Consider the following 18,992-nt stretch of genomic DNA (forward strand, 5'->3'; position numbering starts at 1 on the left):
ACTATTTTTTCACCTCCCAATAACCCCGTGTTCCGCCAATGCGATTGATCAAGCCATCTTCCCGTAATTGCTTTATGTTCTTTTCAACCGCTGTTGTACTAATGCCCAGTAATGTAGCCAGCTGAGCACCTGAAATCTTTGGATTAACTTTCATCTCAGCGAGAATCCGTTGTTTGGTACTACCCAACTGATTACCCAACTGATTACCCAACTGATTACCCAACATTTCGGAAGTCTGTGATTTCAACAGTTCAACGGCAACACCGCCGGAGTTTTCTTCAATGATGGGTTCCGGCAGTCCGGCCATTTTACAGGCATCGGTGATCTTTTCTATGCCACGCCCCCAAGAGTCAATATAGCCCACCCGATAGCACACCTCGGCAATAAGAGGGTTGCGGGGAATGGACCGGTGCACCTGAAAAAGCTTTTCAACACTTAATTCGAGGGGCAGGGTACCGGCGTTCCATAACGAAAGCCGATCATCCATGACCCGAAGCTGGGTCATGCTCCCCATGTAATTGCGATGTACCAGCGCATTGAGCAGCATTTCACGCAATGCCGGAACGGGATATTCCAGCTCTTCAATGCGGCGAAGCCCTTCAAAGCGTATCGGCTTAATTAAGAACTTTCGTTCCAGCTGTTCCATCACACTACGAAGAAGTTGGAAGAGGTTGCCCTCGCACACCTCCTGAAAACGCATATCCACCATATTGAGTCCAAATCGGCCAATTTTCACATAAGTGTAGGGGTAAAACCTGCCCGGATCTTTACCAAAAAGAACGATCGCTGCGTTGGTCAGGCCTTTTTCTGTGAGCAGATGGAGCTTTTTCAGCAGCTCTTTGGTGGAAAGACCGGAAATATCCGGCAGGCGACCGGCGGTTACCGCTTCTTTTTTGAACAGCTCTATGGTTGGGTTGTAAATGTCATCCAACGAGGCATTCTCCACAATCGCCCGATCCCAGGTCATGCCCATCTTTTTCAGCAAAAATTCCGTCAGCGCATGGCCTTTCATCTCCTGCTTCACTGAGCCGGAACGCCAGTAGTAGGAGCCACGCAGTGAAATGGGCACCGTCGAAGCCTCGACAATGACTTCCAGATAAGGTTTGTCGTCTTCTTCGAGTAAATTGATATGGGGCATTAACCCCAGCTGATCGCGAATCTTATTCGGCAAGTCTTCCACCAGTTTTTTGGCTTTCGGCAATCCCGTGACAGTTCCTGCATCATCCTTGCCGATGTAGATCCGCCCACCCTGTGCATTGGCAAATCCGCAAATCCATTTCAGGTAGTCGTCGTGCCAGGACTGCTTCCACTCGATGTTTTGGGATTCGCCTTTGACGAGTGCCGAGTGTTGGGTATTCAATACCGAGCTGCTCTTTGCTTTATCATTCATCGTTATCCCTCATCATTCGGCAAAGCCGTTGTTTAATCCACGTATAACACGAAATGGAACAGAATGGTGTCAATCAACCGTAACCCTCAATAAATAGCGCAAACTCCTCAGCAGGAATAATCGGCCCCAGTTCCTTCGCTTTATTACTGTCGATAATCGCTGTGTTCATCGCTTTCTTTATATCTTTTGAACTAATCCAGTCAGAATTCCAGATCGTTGAGCTTTCGCCTATAACTAGTTTACATAGTGGCTCTTCAAATGCAATATCACTAAATGCTGGCAGTGTAATCCGCTGCAACCAAATTTGAAGATAGCCTGTGTTAGGAATTTTCGTGAACTTTCGTTGAATTTTTTCGATTACGCTTCTTTTGTTCTGATCTTCCAGTAGATTAAGAAGCACGCTTAGTATTGCCGAGCAAACTGCATAGGTTCTAGGATTTCGGTATGCAATATCAACAACGATACTTATGATAGGTAGCGGCTCCGTAATTGGTATATTTACTCGCTTAATCCGATGGTAATAGTCCTGTAGCGCAACTGCTAAGCTCCCAGTGTTGGGATACTCCAATGAATGATCATGGATAATCAGCAAGTGTTTTTGAAAGCTCTTTTCGGTTTTTTTGCGGCTAAACCATGCGATCTTATCCGTTTTAATGGATGCTCTGATAACATCATTACTTGCTTGGGTTTTCGAAGGATTCAACTTCAAACCAAGTGAAATAGTGATTTCTGTCAGGAACTTAATAATTTCTTCACCCTCACGGGGATTATTGCAGAAAATACGGTAGTCATCGCGGTATCGGAGAATGAGATATTCGGTAATTCCTGCTGATTGTATTTTTTCGGACAATTTTAAATCAGCATAACCTAGAACCATTTCGGCAATGAAATCCATCAATGGGGATCCTTGCGGTATTCCATTCGTTTGTCCATGGCGCATGTCTTGAATGTGTTTGTCAATCTGATTGCCTATCAGGCTAAGGTTATTACGATTCTCTTTTTTCTTAGCCTCTGTTTTCGTGTGGAGAGCCCATGCGATTGAATGAGTATAGATAGATCCGTAACAGTCCGTAATATCCGTTTCAAACAGGTAATCATACTCCAACGCAAGTTCAATAGAGCGTTGCTCAACCTGGTGCCACCAATGCGAAACTTGCTCAGCGTTATCCTTCTCTTCGGATAGAGAAATCACAGGAATACTTAGGCACCGAATTTTGTCGTTTTGAGAAAACTTCTGAAATCTTTTGAAGATTAACATCCAATTGCTTTCTTCTGTGATCTGGCGAGCAAGGGACACATAAAGAACTGGATGGATGAGTTGAAAAGGGCGCCAAGCATACTTTCCATCCTTATTGTTTAAGATTGTATAGTTGACATCCTCGTAGTCCCGTGGACTCTTAATCAAATCACTGAGATTCTTACCTTCAAGTTCATTATTTACTTCTTGAATCAATTTCTCAAACACGAAATACGGTGGTAGATCAACACCACAATAAGTTTCCGCCTTCAACAGAAATTTACGAGCTTCCGAGGCAGTAAGATTTATAATAAATTTACGAGTCTTATCCATTGACATTTGGATCAATCCTTACTGTCGTTAGTTAATTGCTTTTCGCTGTGACAAAAAAGTATTGGTGTAAATGCGTGTCCATAAGCGGTCACTCATCAAATTTCATAACAATTTCCGGTTTAACCCGCCATTCGCCGGTGAGCACCTTCTGCATCAGCCCGAGCTTCTGGGTTTTGTACTTGTCTGCAAGCTGTTTCAGAAAATCGATTTCCTGTTGCGATACGTCCAGCGCTTCAGCAATGGCTTTTTGCTCATCTGATGATGGGCATGGAACCATTATTTTGAAAAAGTCCTTCTTGTTCAAATTGAGGAGCCCATCTGAACGGGCACCACTTGTGATATATCGCTTCAACTCTCGGGCGTGATAATCGGCAATGAAGTAGTGTTCGAAGAATTCGGAAACAACAATACTTGCTTTAGGCTTAAAGCTGATAAATACATTGGGGACGCAGATTTCGCCCTCTTTAAGCAGATATATGCACCCTTGTTGATAACGCTTTGAATTTCCCTTGTTATAAGAAAACTCACCCGCTTTAAGGTGTGTGTAATTTTTATGCTGAGAACCAGAGATATCTTTACCCCATTTATCGCGCTGAGACACAAAACCAATCCCAGCGGAAATGCTGTAAGGCGTTAGTTCTTTTTCGCCAACCTTACGTGATACTTCGGAAAAAATATCACCCAAGCGAACCATTGGCCAGCCATTTGCAACAATAGCCTCTTTTCCCATTATTCTTTGAATCCGATCCTTTAAACTGGCTTCCTTCGCCTGAATCAACCGTTCGGTTTTTTCGATAGCCTCATCCCAGGTGGTCAGCAAGTCAGCAATGGCCTTTTGCTCAGGAAGTGGAGGAAGCAGAACAGGGAATGCTTTCAGCTGAGATGAGTTAATGCTAGCCAAGTTTGTGCTTTGTTTTGAACAGCTGAGAAAGTATCTTTTCCCATATGAACTGCCTGTTTGAGCTGACAAAAAACTTGATATCAATTCATGATTATATGGCCGTACTGCAAATACATGATTTTGATGTAGGCAGTTTGGGATTTGACCTTCCCACACAGCTCCTCTTCCGAGTTTATCAAAATCGCCTCCCTCCGTTAGCAGAACGTCACCCTTTTCAAGCCTATAACGATTTACTTTATTCTTGTGAATATTAATGGTTTTTATTTCCGACAAATCCAAATAGCCATCTTGGACATTGGCTACTCGAAGATAAGGAAGTTCTATACACTCTTCTTTTGAATTTTGATTTTTAGCAATTCCTGTTTGTATAATTGCTACTTCCTCAAGGCGTTTTCTTTTCCAATCAGTTGGCAGCTTATTCTGTTTACTCATCGCCGAATCTCCTGGTAAATGTGATGTCTTCTTCTGGGGGAAGTTCTTCGGGTTTAATGCCTCGTTCACCCAGCATATTGCGGACGCTTGTATTGTTTTGAACATGCTCATTGGTAATCGGGTCCTCACCCTGCAGTTCGTTTTGCCGGACATTGTGATTGGTTATTTCTGTTGCCAGGTTTTTAGCGGCAAGGGTTACTGTGGGCAGAAAATCGGCAAGGGGGCGATTTGACGGCATGGTCAGTTTCTTTTTCATCTGGGCGGTGGTGTTTCCGCCAAAGAGGGCGGCATCTCCTTTGGAACGGATTCGACCAAACCCCTGATCATCCACGCCACGCTGGTAAAGATTGCGGGAGAGCTCGGTTTCTGACTCAGTGAGCTTTTGCCTTGCCTGAAGTCGCTCTTGAAGACGCAGCCGTTCTTCGATGAGCTCCTGCTTGCGGGTCTGCACCGCGAAATAGGTTTGGGCAAAGGCAATGGGTTCCTTGCGTGGGTCGCCGTTCTGGGCGATCAGGTAACAGGCGTATCGGGTGAGCATGATGTCTTCAATTGAACGCTCTGCACCGGAGCCTATGGAAACCATTTTGTTGACGTCAACAAAATGGTTTTGAACTGATGCTCCAACATTTTGTACTGAATCTTTGGCTTTCTCGATTACCTTTAGAAAATTTCGCCATTCGGTATAGCCCAAAAGCTCCTGCAAATCTCTTGCGTACCAAAACTCCGTTGTGCCATCTGGAATTTGCTGCACAATCGCATCGAAGGAGCCTGTGAGTTTTTTAATCGTATTCTTATCCATTATGCGCCCCCTCGGTTGAGTTGCTGTAATTTAACGGCCATCTGCTTGCGGACTTCTGCCAACTCTTTTTCAAGCTGGTCAATCTCCGCCTGTACCGCATCGATGTCGATTTCCTCTTCCTCTTCAAAGGTGTCCACATAACGGGGGATATTGAGGTTAAAGTCGTTTTCTTTGATCTCAGCGAACTCGGCCACATGGGCATACTTCTCTATTTCTGTGCGCTTCCTGCAGGTCTCCATGATCTTTCCGATATGCGCTTCTGAGAGGGTGTTCCTATTTTTACCGGAGATAAACTCTCGGCTGGCGTCGACAAAGAAGACGTTTTTGCAATCTTCACGGGTGCCGCCTTTTTCACGGGAGCGGTCAAAGACCAGAATCGCCACCGGAATGTTAGTGGTGGGGAACAGGTTGCCCGGCAGGCCAATCACGGCATCCAGCAGGTTTTCCTCGATCATTTTCTGGCGGATACGGCCTTCAGCTGCGCCCCGGAACAACACGCCATGGGGAACCACCACGGCAACCCGGCCCTGTTTTTCAAGGGCGGTTTCCACCATGTGGCTGATAAAGGCCCAGTCGCCTTTGCTCTTGGGCGGCACCCCACGCCAGAAGCGGTTATACTGATCGCTCTCGGCATTTTCGGCACCCCATTTGTCCAGAGAGAATGGCGGGTTGGCCACCACGCAGTTGAATTTCATCAACCGGTCATTTTCCACCAGCAGCGGGCTGTTTAGGGTGTCGCACCACTCCACTCGGGCGCTGTCAAAGCTGTGCAGGAACATGTTCATCCGGCAAAGCGCCCATGTGCTGCCGTTGGACTCCTGCCCGAAGAGGGCAAAGTTGCGGTCGCCCACTTCTTTGGCCGCCTGTATCAAAAGACCGCCCGATCCGCAGGCTGGGTCACAGATACGGTCCCCCGGTTTCGGGCCAGCCAGCTTTGCCACCAGCTCGGTTACCTTCAGCGGGGTAAAAAACTCTCCGGCCTTCTTTCCGGAATCGGAGGCAAAGCGCTCAATCAGGTAGATATAGGTATTACCGATCACATCTTCAGACACGAGGCTGGGCTTCATGCTGAGTTGTGGCTTGTTGAAGTCTTCCAGCAATGTTTTAAGCCGTTTGTTTCGATCCTTTGTCCGCCCCAGGTTGGCCTCGCTGTTGAAGTCGATATTGCGGAAGACCCCTTCGAGTTTACTCTTGTTGCTCTCCTCAATATGATCGAGTACAATATTGATCAGTTCACCGATGTTGGCAGCAGATCGGCGTTCGTAGAGGCTGTAATAGGTGGCGGGAAATTCATCCAGCACCGTTTCCTCACCGGTATCGTCATTCCTTTTGGTGAGCAACACCTGGGGGAGAACAAAACGCTCACGCTCCAGCTTGCGGCGAATTCGAGCATCGTCATCGCCATACTGCTGCTGATATTCTTCATAGTGATCCTGCCATACATCAGAGATGTATTTCAAAAACAGCATCACAAGGATGTAGTCTTTGTATTGCGCCGGATCAACAACACCCCGGAAGGTGTCACACGCCGCCCATGCCGCATTGTTGATGTCTTTCTGCTCAATCTTATTCATTTTTATCTCCCATTTCCTGTCGTTTTTTTGTTCGCCGGACTTTCCAGTGAGGGAACATCGGGTTTTCCAATGGAATGATTTTCATCCCCCTGGGAGAGACCATGTATTTCGGCTCCATTGGCATTCTTTGCAGCCTTCATTCGTGTTTTCCTTTGGCCATTTGCATGAGTATCGCGCTCACGTATTGTTCCCGTTTATCAGCCAACAGCTTCAGCAGGGTTTGTTCACGGGCTGACAGCTTCGCCAAGGCTGCAATGCTTTTCTGTTTTTCCAGTGTTGGCAGCGTCACTTCCATCTCTTCAATGGCCTGTTTACTGATCATCTTCTGAACTGTACCCTTGGCTCTGCTGGTCAAGTATATCTGTGCTTCCCGCTGGCTGATATACCAATTCAGATACTCAGGCAACACTTTATCCGGCATGGTTATTCTAATCCGCAATAACGGAGCGGCTATCACTGCTTTACCTGGATCTTCGTGTAGCATCGCCGAAGTAGTCACAAGGCCTCTCGATCTGAAAACAAGGTCATTCTTTCGGGCGATATGATGCTCTTTGACATCATCCAGCTCAATTTTGACCAGATCATTACAGCTGACTATATTGTCATCCTGAAGATCCTTCATTTGAATGACCGAAACCCTTCCATCCGCAGAGGCTTCCAGCCGAGATCTGAAGGAGTACCCCATCTGAACAGTAGCTATGTGTTTGATCGCTTTTTTCACAAGACACCTCAATTCATTTCGCAGTAACTCTATTTCTGTATATCGTAATGTATTAAGGACAAAAAGTCAAGCCTATTTTGCAGCATTGTCGTTTCTGTGATTTTATCCAACTACCGAGATCATCTTTTAACTTCTCACATTGCTCAAACACCGCAGATAACAGGGGTATTCTCAACGATTATCACTTCCTAAAATAGGCATGAAAAAAGCACCCGGTTAAAGGTGCCTTCAAGAGTGTCATGATCAATCCACTTTCTGTGTCGTTGACAATTGCAAATCTATGTTTCGTCCAGCATACATTATTCTTATGATTGCCACCGTACTTTCTTCTTCAATAACTGTGTAAAACACAAGGTAGTTATCAACTGGAAGAACTCTCAACCCCTTGCTGTGCCATGGTTCATCTTTGTATCGTTTATGTCGAAAGGGTAGTGTATCTAAGTCTTTAATTGCTTTCATGATTTTATTGACTTGATTTCTGGCAGTTTCTGGCACTAATAAGTCCATTGCAATATACCTGTAGACATTTACGAGATCCCACTCTGATTTTTCCGTATAAATGACTTTATAGCTCATGCCCGTATTCCTTCGTGATGCGCTCAGCTACCTTATCTGCAGGTACAACCCTGCCTGCCCGTAAATCATTAAACCCTTTTTCAATTTCTGTGTTAAACTCTTCCGTTGTTAAATCCCCGTACCCAAGGGGTTTATTGTTTGTCATTTTAACCTCAAAAGGCAGTCCGTTATGCAGAACAACCTGTCTTAAAAAAATGTTAACCGCATTTGACATGGGTATGCCCAGTTTGTTTAGTACCGCCTCTGCCTGATCTTTTATTTCCGGCTCAACGCGAGCAAAAATACTTGCGGTCTTAGCCATACATATCGCCTCCTTCTTGATATGTTCATTTTATCACTTTGTATTGCGGTATGCAATATATTCGCAAGCTGCAACACCAAAATCCCCCGTTCATCATACACCGGCTTTCCGCCATTTCCTCCTTAATGTTCTGAAAAATTAACTCTCGAATGCCTTCTTCATGCTTCATCGTCCTTTTTAAAGCACGGAAAGAGGGACGGCGTGAGCCGTCCCTCTTTCTGTTGCCTTCAGCAGCTTTCGGCAGGTTACTGCCTTAAGACACATATTTTGTTAAAGTGGCACGTACAGCACCCCGATGAGCCACCAGTTTTGCAAAGTATTCTTCCACCTTGCTGCCCAGTCCCACCTCATACAGATTCACACCGAAAATAGCCTTGTTGGAGAGAATGGGCTGCAGCTGTTGATGAAAATCGCCCTTGTCCCCCAGTTGAACCGATGCCACATGGGCTGTGACTTCTTCCAGCAGGGGGTCTGGGCTCAGCTCCATGGCATTGCCTTCATCATCCACTCCCATCAGGTATCGGCACCATCCCGCCAATACCAGGGGGATCATTTGAAGTGCTGTCACATCAAGATCGTTTCTTGATGCATAGGCTTTGATGGTTTCGCCAAAACGGATGGATAGTTTTTGCGAGGTGTCAGTGGCGATTCGTTGCGGGGTGTCAGGCATAAAGGGGTTGGGAAAACGTACCTGCAGCACTTCATCAATAAAGCTTTTGGGATTGACGATCTTCGGATCAACCACCACTGGCAAGCCTTCTTCATACCCGATTCTTTCCACCAGCCTTTTCAGCTCGGGATCTTTCATTTCCTCAGAGATGCGCGTGTGCCCCAACAGGCAGCCAAATATGGCAAGGGCTGTATGCAGGGGATTCAGGCAGGTGCATACTTTCATTTTTTCCACTTTATCGACGGTCTCCCGCTGTGTGAAAATAACGCCTGCTTCTTCCAGCTTGGGTCTTCCATTGGGAAAGGCATCTTCGATGATCAAATACTCCGGCTCTTCAGCATTGACAAAAGAGGATGCAAAGCTGTTTCTGGCGGTGACAATATCTTCCAGGTCTTCAAAGCCATCCTTCTTTAACATCGCTTTGATTTTAGGGTCTGGCCGGGGGGTGATTTTATCGATCATGGTCCATGGAAATGCCACAAGGGCTGGATTACTGATGTATTCTTCAAACCCTGCTTCCACAAGGCCGTTCTTCACCCACTGGGCGACGAAGGCGCTGATGGCGTGATAAAGTTTGGTGCCGTTATGGGAGCAGTTATCCATGCTCACCAGACTCACGGGTTGTTGTCCTTTTTCATAGCGCTGGTACAGGAGCGCTGCCACTTTTCCCAGATAGCTTTCCGGGCTTTTCGGGCCTTTTTGAAAGTCGTTGGCCACACTGGGCAGGTATTCCCCCTTGGCATCCTGTAAGCTGTATCCTTTTTCTGTAATGGTGAAGCTGACCATCTGCAGGCTTTCACTGGTGAAAATGGCTTTGAGCCGGTCCCAGATTTCTTCCTGCTGATCATCCATGTTCAGGGACTCCACAATACTCCCAATCACTGTTTTGTTAATGCTGCCATCTGCTTTTATGGTCACAAGGGCTGTTAGGTTGTCCCGGGGCTGGTAAAGTTTGTCGATGACTTCTCCGCCCACGACAATGATGCCCTTGTCGTCGGCTCCTTTGTTCAGCATGGTTTGCTGGGCATGTGCGATCAGTGCTCTAAAGATATTCCCTGCTCCAAAGTGAATCCACCCGGGATTTTTCGCCGTGTTTTTTCTCACTTGATCCCGATCAAACTGAGGCAGATCGAATCCCGCCGCTTCCCAAAGAGAAGTCTTTTTAAGTGTTTCTTCGTTTAATCTCATGTGTTCACCCCTTACTGTCTGTTTTTTTTGCAATCTGACTTTCCTTACAGTCCGGTTTTCTCCAGTGTTTCCCAAATTCCCGTGAGATACATGGCACCCAGGGCCCTGTCATACAAGCCATACCCCGGTTTTCCCCGCTCTCCCCAGATCATTCTGCCGTGATCCGGTCTCATGGGCCCGTCAAAACCCGCCTGATGATAGGCTTTTAAGATCTCCACCATATCCAAAGAACCATACTCCGAAGGGTGTGCTGCTTCTTCAAAGGAACGGGGTCCTGTGATTTTCACATTTCGCATATGGGCAAAGTGAATCCGCTTGCCAAACTTTTTGACCAGTCGAACCATGTCGTTATCTTTCGCAACACCAAGAGAACCACTGCAAAGGGTCAGGCCATTATAGGGGTTATCCACCAGGTTCAGCAGCCGTTCCAGATTCTCTTCCTTGGTGATGATTCTGGGTAGTCCAAAAATACACCATGGCGGATCATCGGGATGAATGGCCATTTTCACATCTGACGCCTCTGCCACAGGAATAATAGCCTTTAAAAAGTATGCCAGGTTTTCCCAAAGTTTTTCTTCATTCACTGTTTGATATTCTGCCAGCAGTGCCTTCATGGATTCCTTTGTGTAGCTGGAATCCCACCCCGGAAGGCTCAGCTCCCCCGTTGACGGGTCCATTTTTCCTGCCAGTTCCTCATCAAAAATTAAGGCAGTGGAACCATCGGGCAGCTGGTGCTCCAAATCTGTTCTTGTCCAGTCAAACACCGGCATGAAGTTATAACACACCACTTTGATGCCGGCTTCCCCCAGCCTTCTGATGGTTGTCTGGTAGTTTGCGATATACTGATCTCTCGTTGGTTTCCCCAGCTTAATATCTTCATGCACCGGCACACTTTCAATCACAGACAGCTTTAGCCCTGCAGCCTCCACTTTCTGCTTCAGCTCCATGATCTTTTCCAGCGGCCAGGCTTCGCCCACGGGAATATCGTAGATGGCCGAAACAACGCCTGCCATTTTGGGTATTTGCTTAATGTATTGAAGTGGAATGGGATCACTGTCCCCATACCACCGAAAGGTCATTTCCACAGTTATCAGCCCCTCATCATTCTATTTCAAAATCATTCTATTTCAAAGTAGTTAACCGCATTGTTGTAACAGACGTTCTTCACCAAGCGCTCCAGCGATTCCGAACAATTGGGGGCTTCTCCATCCACGACCCACTGCCCAATCATATTGCAGAGGATTCTTCTGAAATATTCATGCCTCGTATACGAAAGAAAGCTTCTTGAATCCGTCAGCATGCCCACAAATCTGCCCAGCAAGCCCAGATTGGCCAGGGAGGTCATTTGCCTGATCATCCCATCCTTTTGATCATTGAACCACCAACCGGAACCAAACTGAATTTTACCAGGAATCGTCCCCCCCTGGAAATTGCCAATCATGGTGCCTATGACATCATTATCCTTTGGGTTCAGGCAATAGAGGATTGTCTTTGGCAGCCGGTTCTCCCGATCCAAGGCATCCAGTATTTTCGACAGGGGCACTGCAATGCACTGGTCATTCATGGAGTCAAAGCCTGCATCTGCCCCAAGGAGGGTGAACATTCGCGAATTATTGTTTCTAAGCGCCCCTATGTGAAGCTGCATCACCCAATTGTATTCATGATACTTTCCTCCCAGATAATGGAGGGTCTGGGTTTTAAATTTCTGCACTTCTTCCGGACTCAGGTCTTCTTTTTGCAGCTTTTTTCGGAAGATCTTTTCGACTTCTTCTGGTGTGGTCTCCACATAAACCACTTCTTCCAGCGAGTGATCAGAAATTCGGCAGCCTGCTTCATGAAAATAATGAATCCGTTGATCCAGCGCACTTAGAAACTCATGATACGTTTCGATATTCATGTGACATGCTTCTGAAAGTGCCTGCAGCCACTGGGGAAAGGTGTCTTTCTCGATGCTCAGGCCTTTATCGGGCCTGAATGTGGGCAGCACCTTGGTGTGAAAAGTGCTGTCTTCTTTGATTGTGCGATGCTCCTCCAAAGAGTCCACGGGATCATCTGTGGTGCAGATGACTTTGACATTTGATTTTTCGATGAACCCTCTGGCCCGAAAATCGCTTTCCTTCAAGCGTTCGTTGCATCTGTGCCAGATGGCCTCTCCGGTTTTTTCACTGAGCACCTCATGAATACCGAAATAACGCTGCAGCTCCAGATGAGTCCAGTGAAACAGCGGGTTTCCCATGCACATGGAGACGGTTTTGGCCCAGGCCATCATTTTTTCAAAATCATCTGCCTGACCTGTGATGAATTTTTCGTCGATGCCATTGCTTCTCATGGCTCGCCATTTGTAATGATCACCCTTCAACCATAACGCCGTCATGTTGCTGTATGGCTTATTCTCACTGATTTCCCCTGGTGACAGATGGCAGTGATAATCGTAAATCGGCATTTCTTTGGCATATTCATGATAGAGCTGTCTTGCCACTTCGTTGGTGAGTAAAAAATCTTCGTCCATGAATGTTTTCAATTCCATCACCTTCAGGTTTAGTCTATTGATACGGTATACACATGATCGTTGTTCAGCGGGCAGGGTTTTCCGTTGATGGTCAGACTTCTTGTCTCACCCTTGGGCAGGTACAGCCTGACTTCCTGATAAGGCAGCTGATAGGTGCCTTCTTTCCGCAGTTCCACATGAATCGCTTCGCTGGAGGAAATCATGCGCACCTTTACCAGGGCATGGATATGATCGAGATAGTCATTGCTGATGCCGTCGTCTTCATACAGCTCATAGACACGCTCCCCATTTTCCCGGTGGGGGAACAAATGGAATCCCCGCTCATCCTTCTCTTTTGTTGCAAAATGAACCGTTGCCTCGTTGGTGGGAATAACCGCACCCGCTTTTACCAGCAGGGGGGTGTAATCCAGGGGGGCGGGAATCGTCACTTTTTGGCCGCCTTCATACCAGAATCCGGTGTGATAGTCGTACCAGCCTTCCTGGTTTCTGGGTAAGTATACCTGTCTCTCAAAGACGCCTTTTTCAACCACTGAAGCCACCAGCAGATCTTGACCCAGCATAAAGTCGTCATTTTCTTCAAAGGTGTTGGCATCTTCTTCAAAATCATAGAAGGTGGGTCTGACCATGGGCTCGTAGTGTTTCCATGAGCGATACAGCAGGTTGTAAAGATAGGGGGTGATTTTCGTTCTGAACTTAATCAAATTTCGAATGTAGTGGGTCACTGAGGGGTACATCCAGGGTTCGTTCACCGTGGCGTCATCATTCCAGGAATGAATGGTGAACCTGGGATGAAAGATGCCATTTTGCACCCATCTGACGAAAAGCTCCGGCTCTGGTGCCGGCCCTGCAAAGCCGCCCACATCGTGGCCAATGTTGTAAATGCCTGACAGGCTCAGTCCGATGCCCATTTTAATGTTGTACTTCAGCGTTTTCCAGCTGGTTCGGTTATCCCCCGACCAGGTTTGAACGTATCGCTGCATTCCCGGGCAGCCGGACCGGGAAATCAAATAAGGTCTCAGCGCAGGCGCATACTCCTTTTGGGCTTCATAGGAGGCTTTCATCATGAGCAGAGGCTGCAGGGGTCTGATTTGAGAGATGTTGATTTCTTTTCCAAATCCATGGGCTTTGGCATCTGCTTCCCAGACTTCGTATTCGTTGTTGTCGTTCCAGGTGGAATCGATGCCGTATTCCAGCAGCTTTTCTGTGACCTGCTGTTTCCACCAGTCATAGGATTGTGGGTTTGTAAAATCAACATACGCTCCCAGCTCATCCCAGAACTGCACAATTTCGGGTTCTTTTCCTTCCTGATCCCGCACAAACATGTGATTGTTTTTCAGTGTTTCAAACATGGGGTGATCCACCAAGAGGGCCGGTTTTATATTGGCACACAGCCGTATGCCTTTTTCATGGAAATTATCTGCCATTTTTTGGGGTGTGGGCACTTTGTCATAGTTCCAGTTGAAAACATACCGTTTGGCACCAATGGAGGTGTACCCTGAAGACAGCTGAAAGGAATCACAGGGAATATCATGCTTTTCGCAGTCTTCAATGAACTGCTGCAGCTGCTCCTGGGCATTGGGGGCATCGGTATACGACATGGTGGAACCAGAATAGCCAATGCTCCACTTGGGAAAAAAGCTGGTTTTCCCTGTCAGCCATGAAAATGTTTCGGTCACTGCTTTTAACTGGGGTCCCAGAATCACGTAGTAGTCCAAGTCGCCGTCTTCTGCCTGATAATAGCGGTAATAACCGTGATAGTTGTCCAGCTCATTGCCCATGTCAAAAATGGCGGTGGATAAGTTATCATAGAACAGGCCGAAAGAAATCCCGGTTTCCGTGTTTCGGGTGATGTAGAAGGGAATGTGCTTGTAGAGTGGGTCTGTCAGTTCTGCATCGTATCCCATGGGGTCAACGCTCATCATTCGATACCGCCTGCCGTGCCGGTCATTGCCGCCACACTTTTCACCCAGGCCAAAATACTGCTCATTCAGGTTGCGGGCCAGGTAATGGCAGGGGCCTTTCCCAAGGGAATGGTTCAGGTTGTATGCCTGTGTTCTTCTGTCTTTCGCAAACTCAATGTCGCCGCCTTCCAGCCTGGCATACCAGGTTGCCTTCATGCCGTTTAAGTCAAATACCACCTTCAGCTTCGCCGTGGTGATGGTGTACTGATCATCTGTCAGCTCATGGGTGAAAGCCGGAAGTGAAAAGGGGGAAAGATCAAGTCTGTCCCGGCCTTCTTTGGCGATGTCGTCCATCCCCGGTGCCACCAGCCAGCTTTTGTCCAGTGACAGCTCTTTTTCGATGAGCATGACGCGAATGATGTTTTCTTCCAGCACAAACACCTTCACAAAGGTCTCTTCATGGTTCAGCTGAAACGTCAACACATTGTTTTCTTCCTTCACCAAGTGAAAAGGATATTTCCTGAGTATCATTTCCGCACTCCTCACATCGTTAGATTAAGCCAAACAGCCTGGGCAAAAACAAACTGATTGCCGGTATATAGGTCACCAACAGCAGGACTGCCACCAGCGCTGCAAAGAAAGGCAGCAAGGGTTTAATCACCTTTTCAATGGGAATTTCAGCCACGCTGCATCCGACAAACAAGACACTGCCCACAGGGGGTGTCATGATCCCGATACACAGATTGAATACCAGGATAATCCCAAAATGAACCGGATGTAATCCAATTTGAGTGGCAATGGGCAAAAAGATGGGCGTAAAAATAAGAATTGCCGGGGTTAAATCCATAAATGTGCCTACAATCAGCAGGGTAATGTTCATGATGAGCAAAATAATAATCGGGTTTTCTGATATGGACATGATCGCCTGGCTGATGGCCTGGGGGATGCCTGTATAAGCCATCACCCATGACATGGCTGAAGAGGCCGACACCAAAAACATAATCACACCTGTGGTCACACCCGTTTTCAGCAAAATGTCACGCATGTCCTGCCAATTGATGCTCTTATAGATGAGGGATAAGCCAAGGGTATAGACGACGGCAACCCCTGCCCCTTCAGTGGCGGTAAAAACACCAAAGACAATACCGCCAATCACAATGACAATCAGCATCAGGCTGGGGATCGCTTTCAAAAATATTTTAAACCCTTCTGCAAAGGTCACTTTGGCAGAAACCGGATATTTATTCTTTTTAGCATAAATATAGGCGACCACCATGGTTGCCAGTCCCATTAAGAATCCTGGTATGTACCCCGCAATAAACAGGGCAGAAATGGAAACGCCGCCAGCCACCAAAGAATATAGGATCAGACTGCCGCTGGGTGGAATCAGCATGCCCGTTGGCGATGATGCAATGTTTACCGCCGCTGAAAAGGGCACGTCATAGCCTTCACTTTTTTGAATGGGAATCATGGTGCCGCCAATAGCCGCTGCAGACGCCACTGCAGACCCGGACAGCGACCCAAAGAGCATGTTTCCAAGAACATTCGCTTGGGCCAGGGAGCCTGGCAACCGGCCACCGATCACCTGTGCAAAATTAACCAGTCGCCTGGCAATGCCGCCGTTGTTCATAATATTGCCAGAAAGGATAAACAGGGGCACCGCCAGTAATGAAAAGCTGTCAATTCCTGTCACCATTTTTTGCGCCGCCGTAAACAGGACAATATCCAGCGGAATGGCCGTGAGTGCTGTAATGAGGGTCGAAATAACAATACTGATGGAGATGGGAATACCAATGCCAAGTTGAATGATAAATGTGATAAAGAGTACCAATGCTGCCTGTAAGGCTACCTCCATTTTGCTCCACTCCTTTAAATTCGATGAAAATGACGCCTCTTCAAAAAAGCCCACCAAGCCTGCTGGTCACTAACCGGCCATTTCAACATCCTCTTTGATGTTCATTAACTGATAAATGGATATGATGATCCCAGAAAAAGGAGCAATCATATAGATGAGGCCCCTGGAGATGCCTAAAATGGGCGTCTTAATGGTCATCACTCCTGATGCCAGCTGGTATCCTCCCCGGATTAACACCAGGATTGCAAAGCACAAAATCACCACATCGATAAACACATAAATGAACTTTCTTTTAAGGCCGGCAGTTTTTTCCTTGAAGAACACCAAAGCCATGTGCTGTCTTGTTCCAAATGCATAGGCGGCCCCGAAAAAGGATGACCAGATTAGAATGATTCTAACCAGCTCTTCTGTGAAGGCGCTTGGGTTATTGAGTACATACCTGGTAAACACCTGCCAGATGACAAGAATCGTCATCACGATGAGCATGAAGGCCGTCAGGTAAGACAGCACGGTATTCATACCGCTTTTGAACTTGTGCATTCTTTTACCTCCCATTCCAAATGATCTGAACCTCTTGTGGCTCTCCCCCCGGCAACAGACTGCCGCCGGGGGTTTTTCAGCCCCTACTTGCTGTGGGTATTGGTGATGCTTCCCCATCGTTCTCTTAAATAATGGGCGGCCATTTTAGGCTGCCGCTGTCTGGTGAACACGCCTTTTTTATTCCCGTCAATCCTGACAAGATCCTGTCCCGTCATAAAGTCTGCAAAGTTCCACACATGCTCTCCAATGACAAAGGGAAGTTGATCAAACACTTCGTGGTATGCCTTTAAAAACTGTACCTGAAATTCTTCACTGAACATAATGGCCGGCTCCTTATGGAGTCCTGCGATGGTATCCACCCCGTACTCAGACAAGAGAATCGGTTTTTTCTCAGCTTCATGGCACTCTTGCAGCCATTGCTTCAGACGCCGTTTTCCAGCGTCAATGTCGCCTCTTTCAGAGTACCAGCCAAAGTACAGGTTGAGTCCAATCACGTCAAAATACTTGGAGACCTTGCATTTTCCAGGTTCAATCAACATCAAGTTCACATTGAGAAGGGGTCTGTCATCCATTTTTCGCGCTGCTTCTGCCAGCTCTTTAAAGTATGCTTCTGCCCTTGGCTCCATCACAGAGGCCTCATTGGCCAGGGACCACATCACCACCGACGGATGGTTTTTGTCTCTGGCAATCATCTCTCTGGTGAGTCGAATATGCTCTTTTAAGGTCTCATCATTGATCTTTTCATCCGTAAAGACGCCATCCAGCTCACCAATGGCCGGAACAGCCTGTCCCAGCATGCCAACAGCCGGCACTTCATCAATGACCACGATGCCATATCGATCCGCCAGATCCAGCACTTCTTCCGCATAAGGGTAGTGGGAGGTTCTAAAGGAGTTGGCATGAATCCACTTCAGTAAGTTGAAGTCCCTGATGTTCATGGCATCATCCAGCCCTTTGCCTTTCACATCCATGTCTTCATGCTTGCCAAAGCCCTTGAAGTAGAAGGGTTCTCCATTGATCAGGAACTGACCGTTTTCGATCTGCACCTTTCGGATGCCAATGTTTAAGCTGTATTCATCCAGCGTGTGTTCCTTTGAAACAAGCTTTGCCACAAATTTATACAGGTAGGCATTTTGAGGCTGCCATAAGGTCACCCTGTCAATTTGAAGGCTGCCCTTTTCGCCTGCTGCCGCCCCTACCAGCTGGTTTTCTTCATCATATACTTCTATTTTGACCGTTACCGCTTCTCTGCTTTCTTCATCCGGCTGGTTCATGACCACCTGGTAGCTGATGATCCCCTGATCGCCTTCATAGTCTGTCTGAACAGTGATATCTTCCATATAAGTCCGCGGTGTTGTGTAGAGATAAACGGGTCTGTGAATGCCGCTGTAATTAAAAAAGTCATGCTGCTGCTTCAGCTTCTTCTTCCTGTTGCCGTCGGCATCTTCCACGTAATAAGCTTCTCCAGGAGGTAAGGTTTGCCAGGTGAGTTCATTGTTAACACCAATCACAATGTGGTTTTCTTCGCCAAATTGAATGGCTTCATTAATAGTGCTTTCAAAGGGCAAAAATCCACCGGTGTATTCCTTCACCAAAACACCATTCACCCATATCTTGGAATGATGGCTGGCACTTCCCACCCTGATCATCACGTTTTCAGTTTCCCACTGTTTTGGAATAACCACTTTTCTCTCGTACCAGACATCGCCCACAAAATCTCTCAACGCTGCATCAACTGCAATATCATTGTAGCTGGCTGGTACCGGCATCAGGTCATATTCCTTTAATCCCTTCAAGTACCACTGATTTACATAGCCTTCTTCCTTGTAATCCGCTTTAAAATTCCAAATGCCCGATAAGCTGATGAGGTTTCTTGAACTTGTTAATTGAGGATACAGCATGTCCTATCACTCCCATGGATTCCATTATGTCATCTTGCATGTGTTTTTTTCAGTAAAAGTCCCAGCTCAAAGCTGAAGTGCTTTGAGCCAGGACTTTTTCAACCGTACTGACGCTTCCCGACAAAGCGACCGCAAGCAGCTGTTGAAGCTTGTGAAGCTTTTGG

The 18,992-nt window shown here is 46.9% G+C and carries 16 protein-coding genes; all 16 read right to left on the reverse strand.

What is annotated here, in order from left to right:
• Position 1: 1 nt before the first annotated feature.
• The 16 genes from AAIG11_RS15165 to uidA all read right to left on the reverse strand — a co-directional run bounded on the left by AAIG11_RS15165 (position 2) and on the right by uidA (position 18,828).
• The gene (locus AAIG11_RS15165) at positions 2–1,390 is read right to left on the reverse strand and encodes an ATP-binding protein (protein WP_343187076.1); all 1,389 of its coding nucleotides are present in this window, start codon (positions 1,388–1,390) and stop codon (positions 2–4) included.
• A 73-nt stretch (positions 1,391–1,463) separates the two neighbouring features.
• Positions 1,464–2,966, reverse strand: a complete 1,503-nt coding sequence (locus tag AAIG11_RS15170; protein WP_343187077.1) for an RNA-directed DNA polymerase — start codon at positions 2,964–2,966, stop codon at positions 1,464–1,466.
• An 82-nt stretch (positions 2,967–3,048) separates the two neighbouring features.
• Positions 3,049–4,293 (reverse strand): restriction endonuclease subunit S, encoded by a 1,245-nt coding sequence (locus tag AAIG11_RS15175; RefSeq protein WP_343187078.1) that lies wholly within the window; start codon positions 4,291–4,293, stop codon positions 3,049–3,051.
• The gene (gene dinD, locus AAIG11_RS15180) at positions 4,286–5,092 is read right to left on the reverse strand and encodes a DNA damage-inducible protein D (protein ID WP_343187079.1); all 807 of its coding nucleotides are present in this window, start codon (positions 5,090–5,092) and stop codon (positions 4,286–4,288) included. The genes AAIG11_RS15175 and dinD overlap by 8 nt, the downstream gene beginning before the upstream one ends.
• Positions 5,092–6,666, reverse strand: a complete 1,575-nt coding sequence (locus tag AAIG11_RS15185) for a type I restriction-modification system subunit M (RefSeq protein ID WP_343187080.1) — start codon at positions 6,664–6,666, stop codon at positions 5,092–5,094. The genes dinD and AAIG11_RS15185 overlap by 1 nt, the downstream gene beginning before the upstream one ends.
• 2 nt (positions 6,667–6,668) lie before the next feature.
• Complete coding sequence (locus AAIG11_RS15190) at positions 6,669–6,806, reverse strand: hypothetical protein (protein ID WP_343187081.1); 138 nt, start codon at positions 6,804–6,806, stop codon at positions 6,669–6,671.
• Positions 6,803–7,387, reverse strand: a complete 585-nt coding sequence (locus AAIG11_RS15195; protein ID WP_343187082.1) for a restriction endonuclease subunit S — start codon at positions 7,385–7,387, stop codon at positions 6,803–6,805. Before AAIG11_RS15195 ends, AAIG11_RS15190 begins: the two co-directional genes overlap by 4 nt.
• A 243-nt stretch (positions 7,388–7,630) precedes the next feature.
• Positions 7,631–7,963, reverse strand: a complete 333-nt coding sequence (locus tag AAIG11_RS15200; RefSeq protein ID WP_343187083.1) for a type II toxin-antitoxin system RelE/ParE family toxin — start codon at positions 7,961–7,963, stop codon at positions 7,631–7,633.
• Positions 7,953–8,264 carry a type II toxin-antitoxin system RelB/DinJ family antitoxin gene (locus tag AAIG11_RS15205; protein ID WP_343187084.1) on the reverse strand — a complete coding sequence of 104 codons (312 nt, stop codon included), beginning with the start codon at positions 8,262–8,264 and terminating at the stop codon, positions 7,953–7,955. The genes AAIG11_RS15200 and AAIG11_RS15205 overlap by 11 nt, the downstream gene beginning before the upstream one ends.
• A 253-nt stretch (positions 8,265–8,517) precedes the next feature.
• Positions 8,518–10,122: a mannitol dehydrogenase family protein gene (locus tag AAIG11_RS15210; protein WP_343187085.1), complete on the reverse strand. Its 1,605-nt coding sequence runs from the start codon at positions 10,120–10,122 to the stop codon at positions 8,518–8,520.
• 44 nt (positions 10,123–10,166) lie between these two features.
• Entirely contained in the window at positions 10,167–11,207 is a 1,041-nt protein-coding gene (uxuA, locus tag AAIG11_RS15215; RefSeq protein WP_343187086.1) for a mannonate dehydratase, read from the reverse strand.
• A 32-nt stretch (positions 11,208–11,239) separates the two neighbouring features.
• Entirely contained in the window at positions 11,240–12,643 is a 1,404-nt protein-coding gene (gene uxaC, locus AAIG11_RS15220; RefSeq protein WP_343187087.1) for a glucuronate isomerase, read from the reverse strand.
• Between the two features lie 17 nt (positions 12,644–12,660).
• The gene (locus AAIG11_RS15225) at positions 12,661–15,063 is read right to left on the reverse strand and encodes a glycoside hydrolase family 31 protein (protein ID WP_343187088.1); all 2,403 of its coding nucleotides are present in this window, start codon (positions 15,061–15,063) and stop codon (positions 12,661–12,663) included.
• Positions 15,064–15,082: 19 nt separating this feature from the next.
• Positions 15,083–16,387 carry a TRAP transporter large permease gene (locus tag AAIG11_RS15230; RefSeq protein ID WP_343187089.1) on the reverse strand — a complete coding sequence of 435 codons (1,305 nt, stop codon included), beginning with the start codon at positions 16,385–16,387 and terminating at the stop codon, positions 15,083–15,085.
• A 69-nt stretch (positions 16,388–16,456) separates the two neighbouring features.
• Positions 16,457–16,927, reverse strand: coding sequence for a TRAP transporter small permease (locus tag AAIG11_RS15235; protein ID WP_343187090.1), 471 nt, complete (start codon positions 16,925–16,927; stop codon positions 16,457–16,459).
• Positions 16,928–17,010: 83 nt separating this feature from the next.
• Positions 17,011–18,828, reverse strand: a complete 1,818-nt coding sequence (gene uidA / locus AAIG11_RS15240; RefSeq protein WP_343187091.1) for a beta-glucuronidase — start codon at positions 18,826–18,828, stop codon at positions 17,011–17,013.
• Between the last annotated feature and the right edge of the window lie 164 nt (positions 18,829–18,992).

The sequence above is a fragment of the Anoxynatronum sibiricum genome (assembly GCF_039414295.1).
GTDB lineage: Bacteria > Bacillota > Clostridia > Peptostreptococcales > Tindalliaceae > Anoxynatronum > Anoxynatronum sibiricum.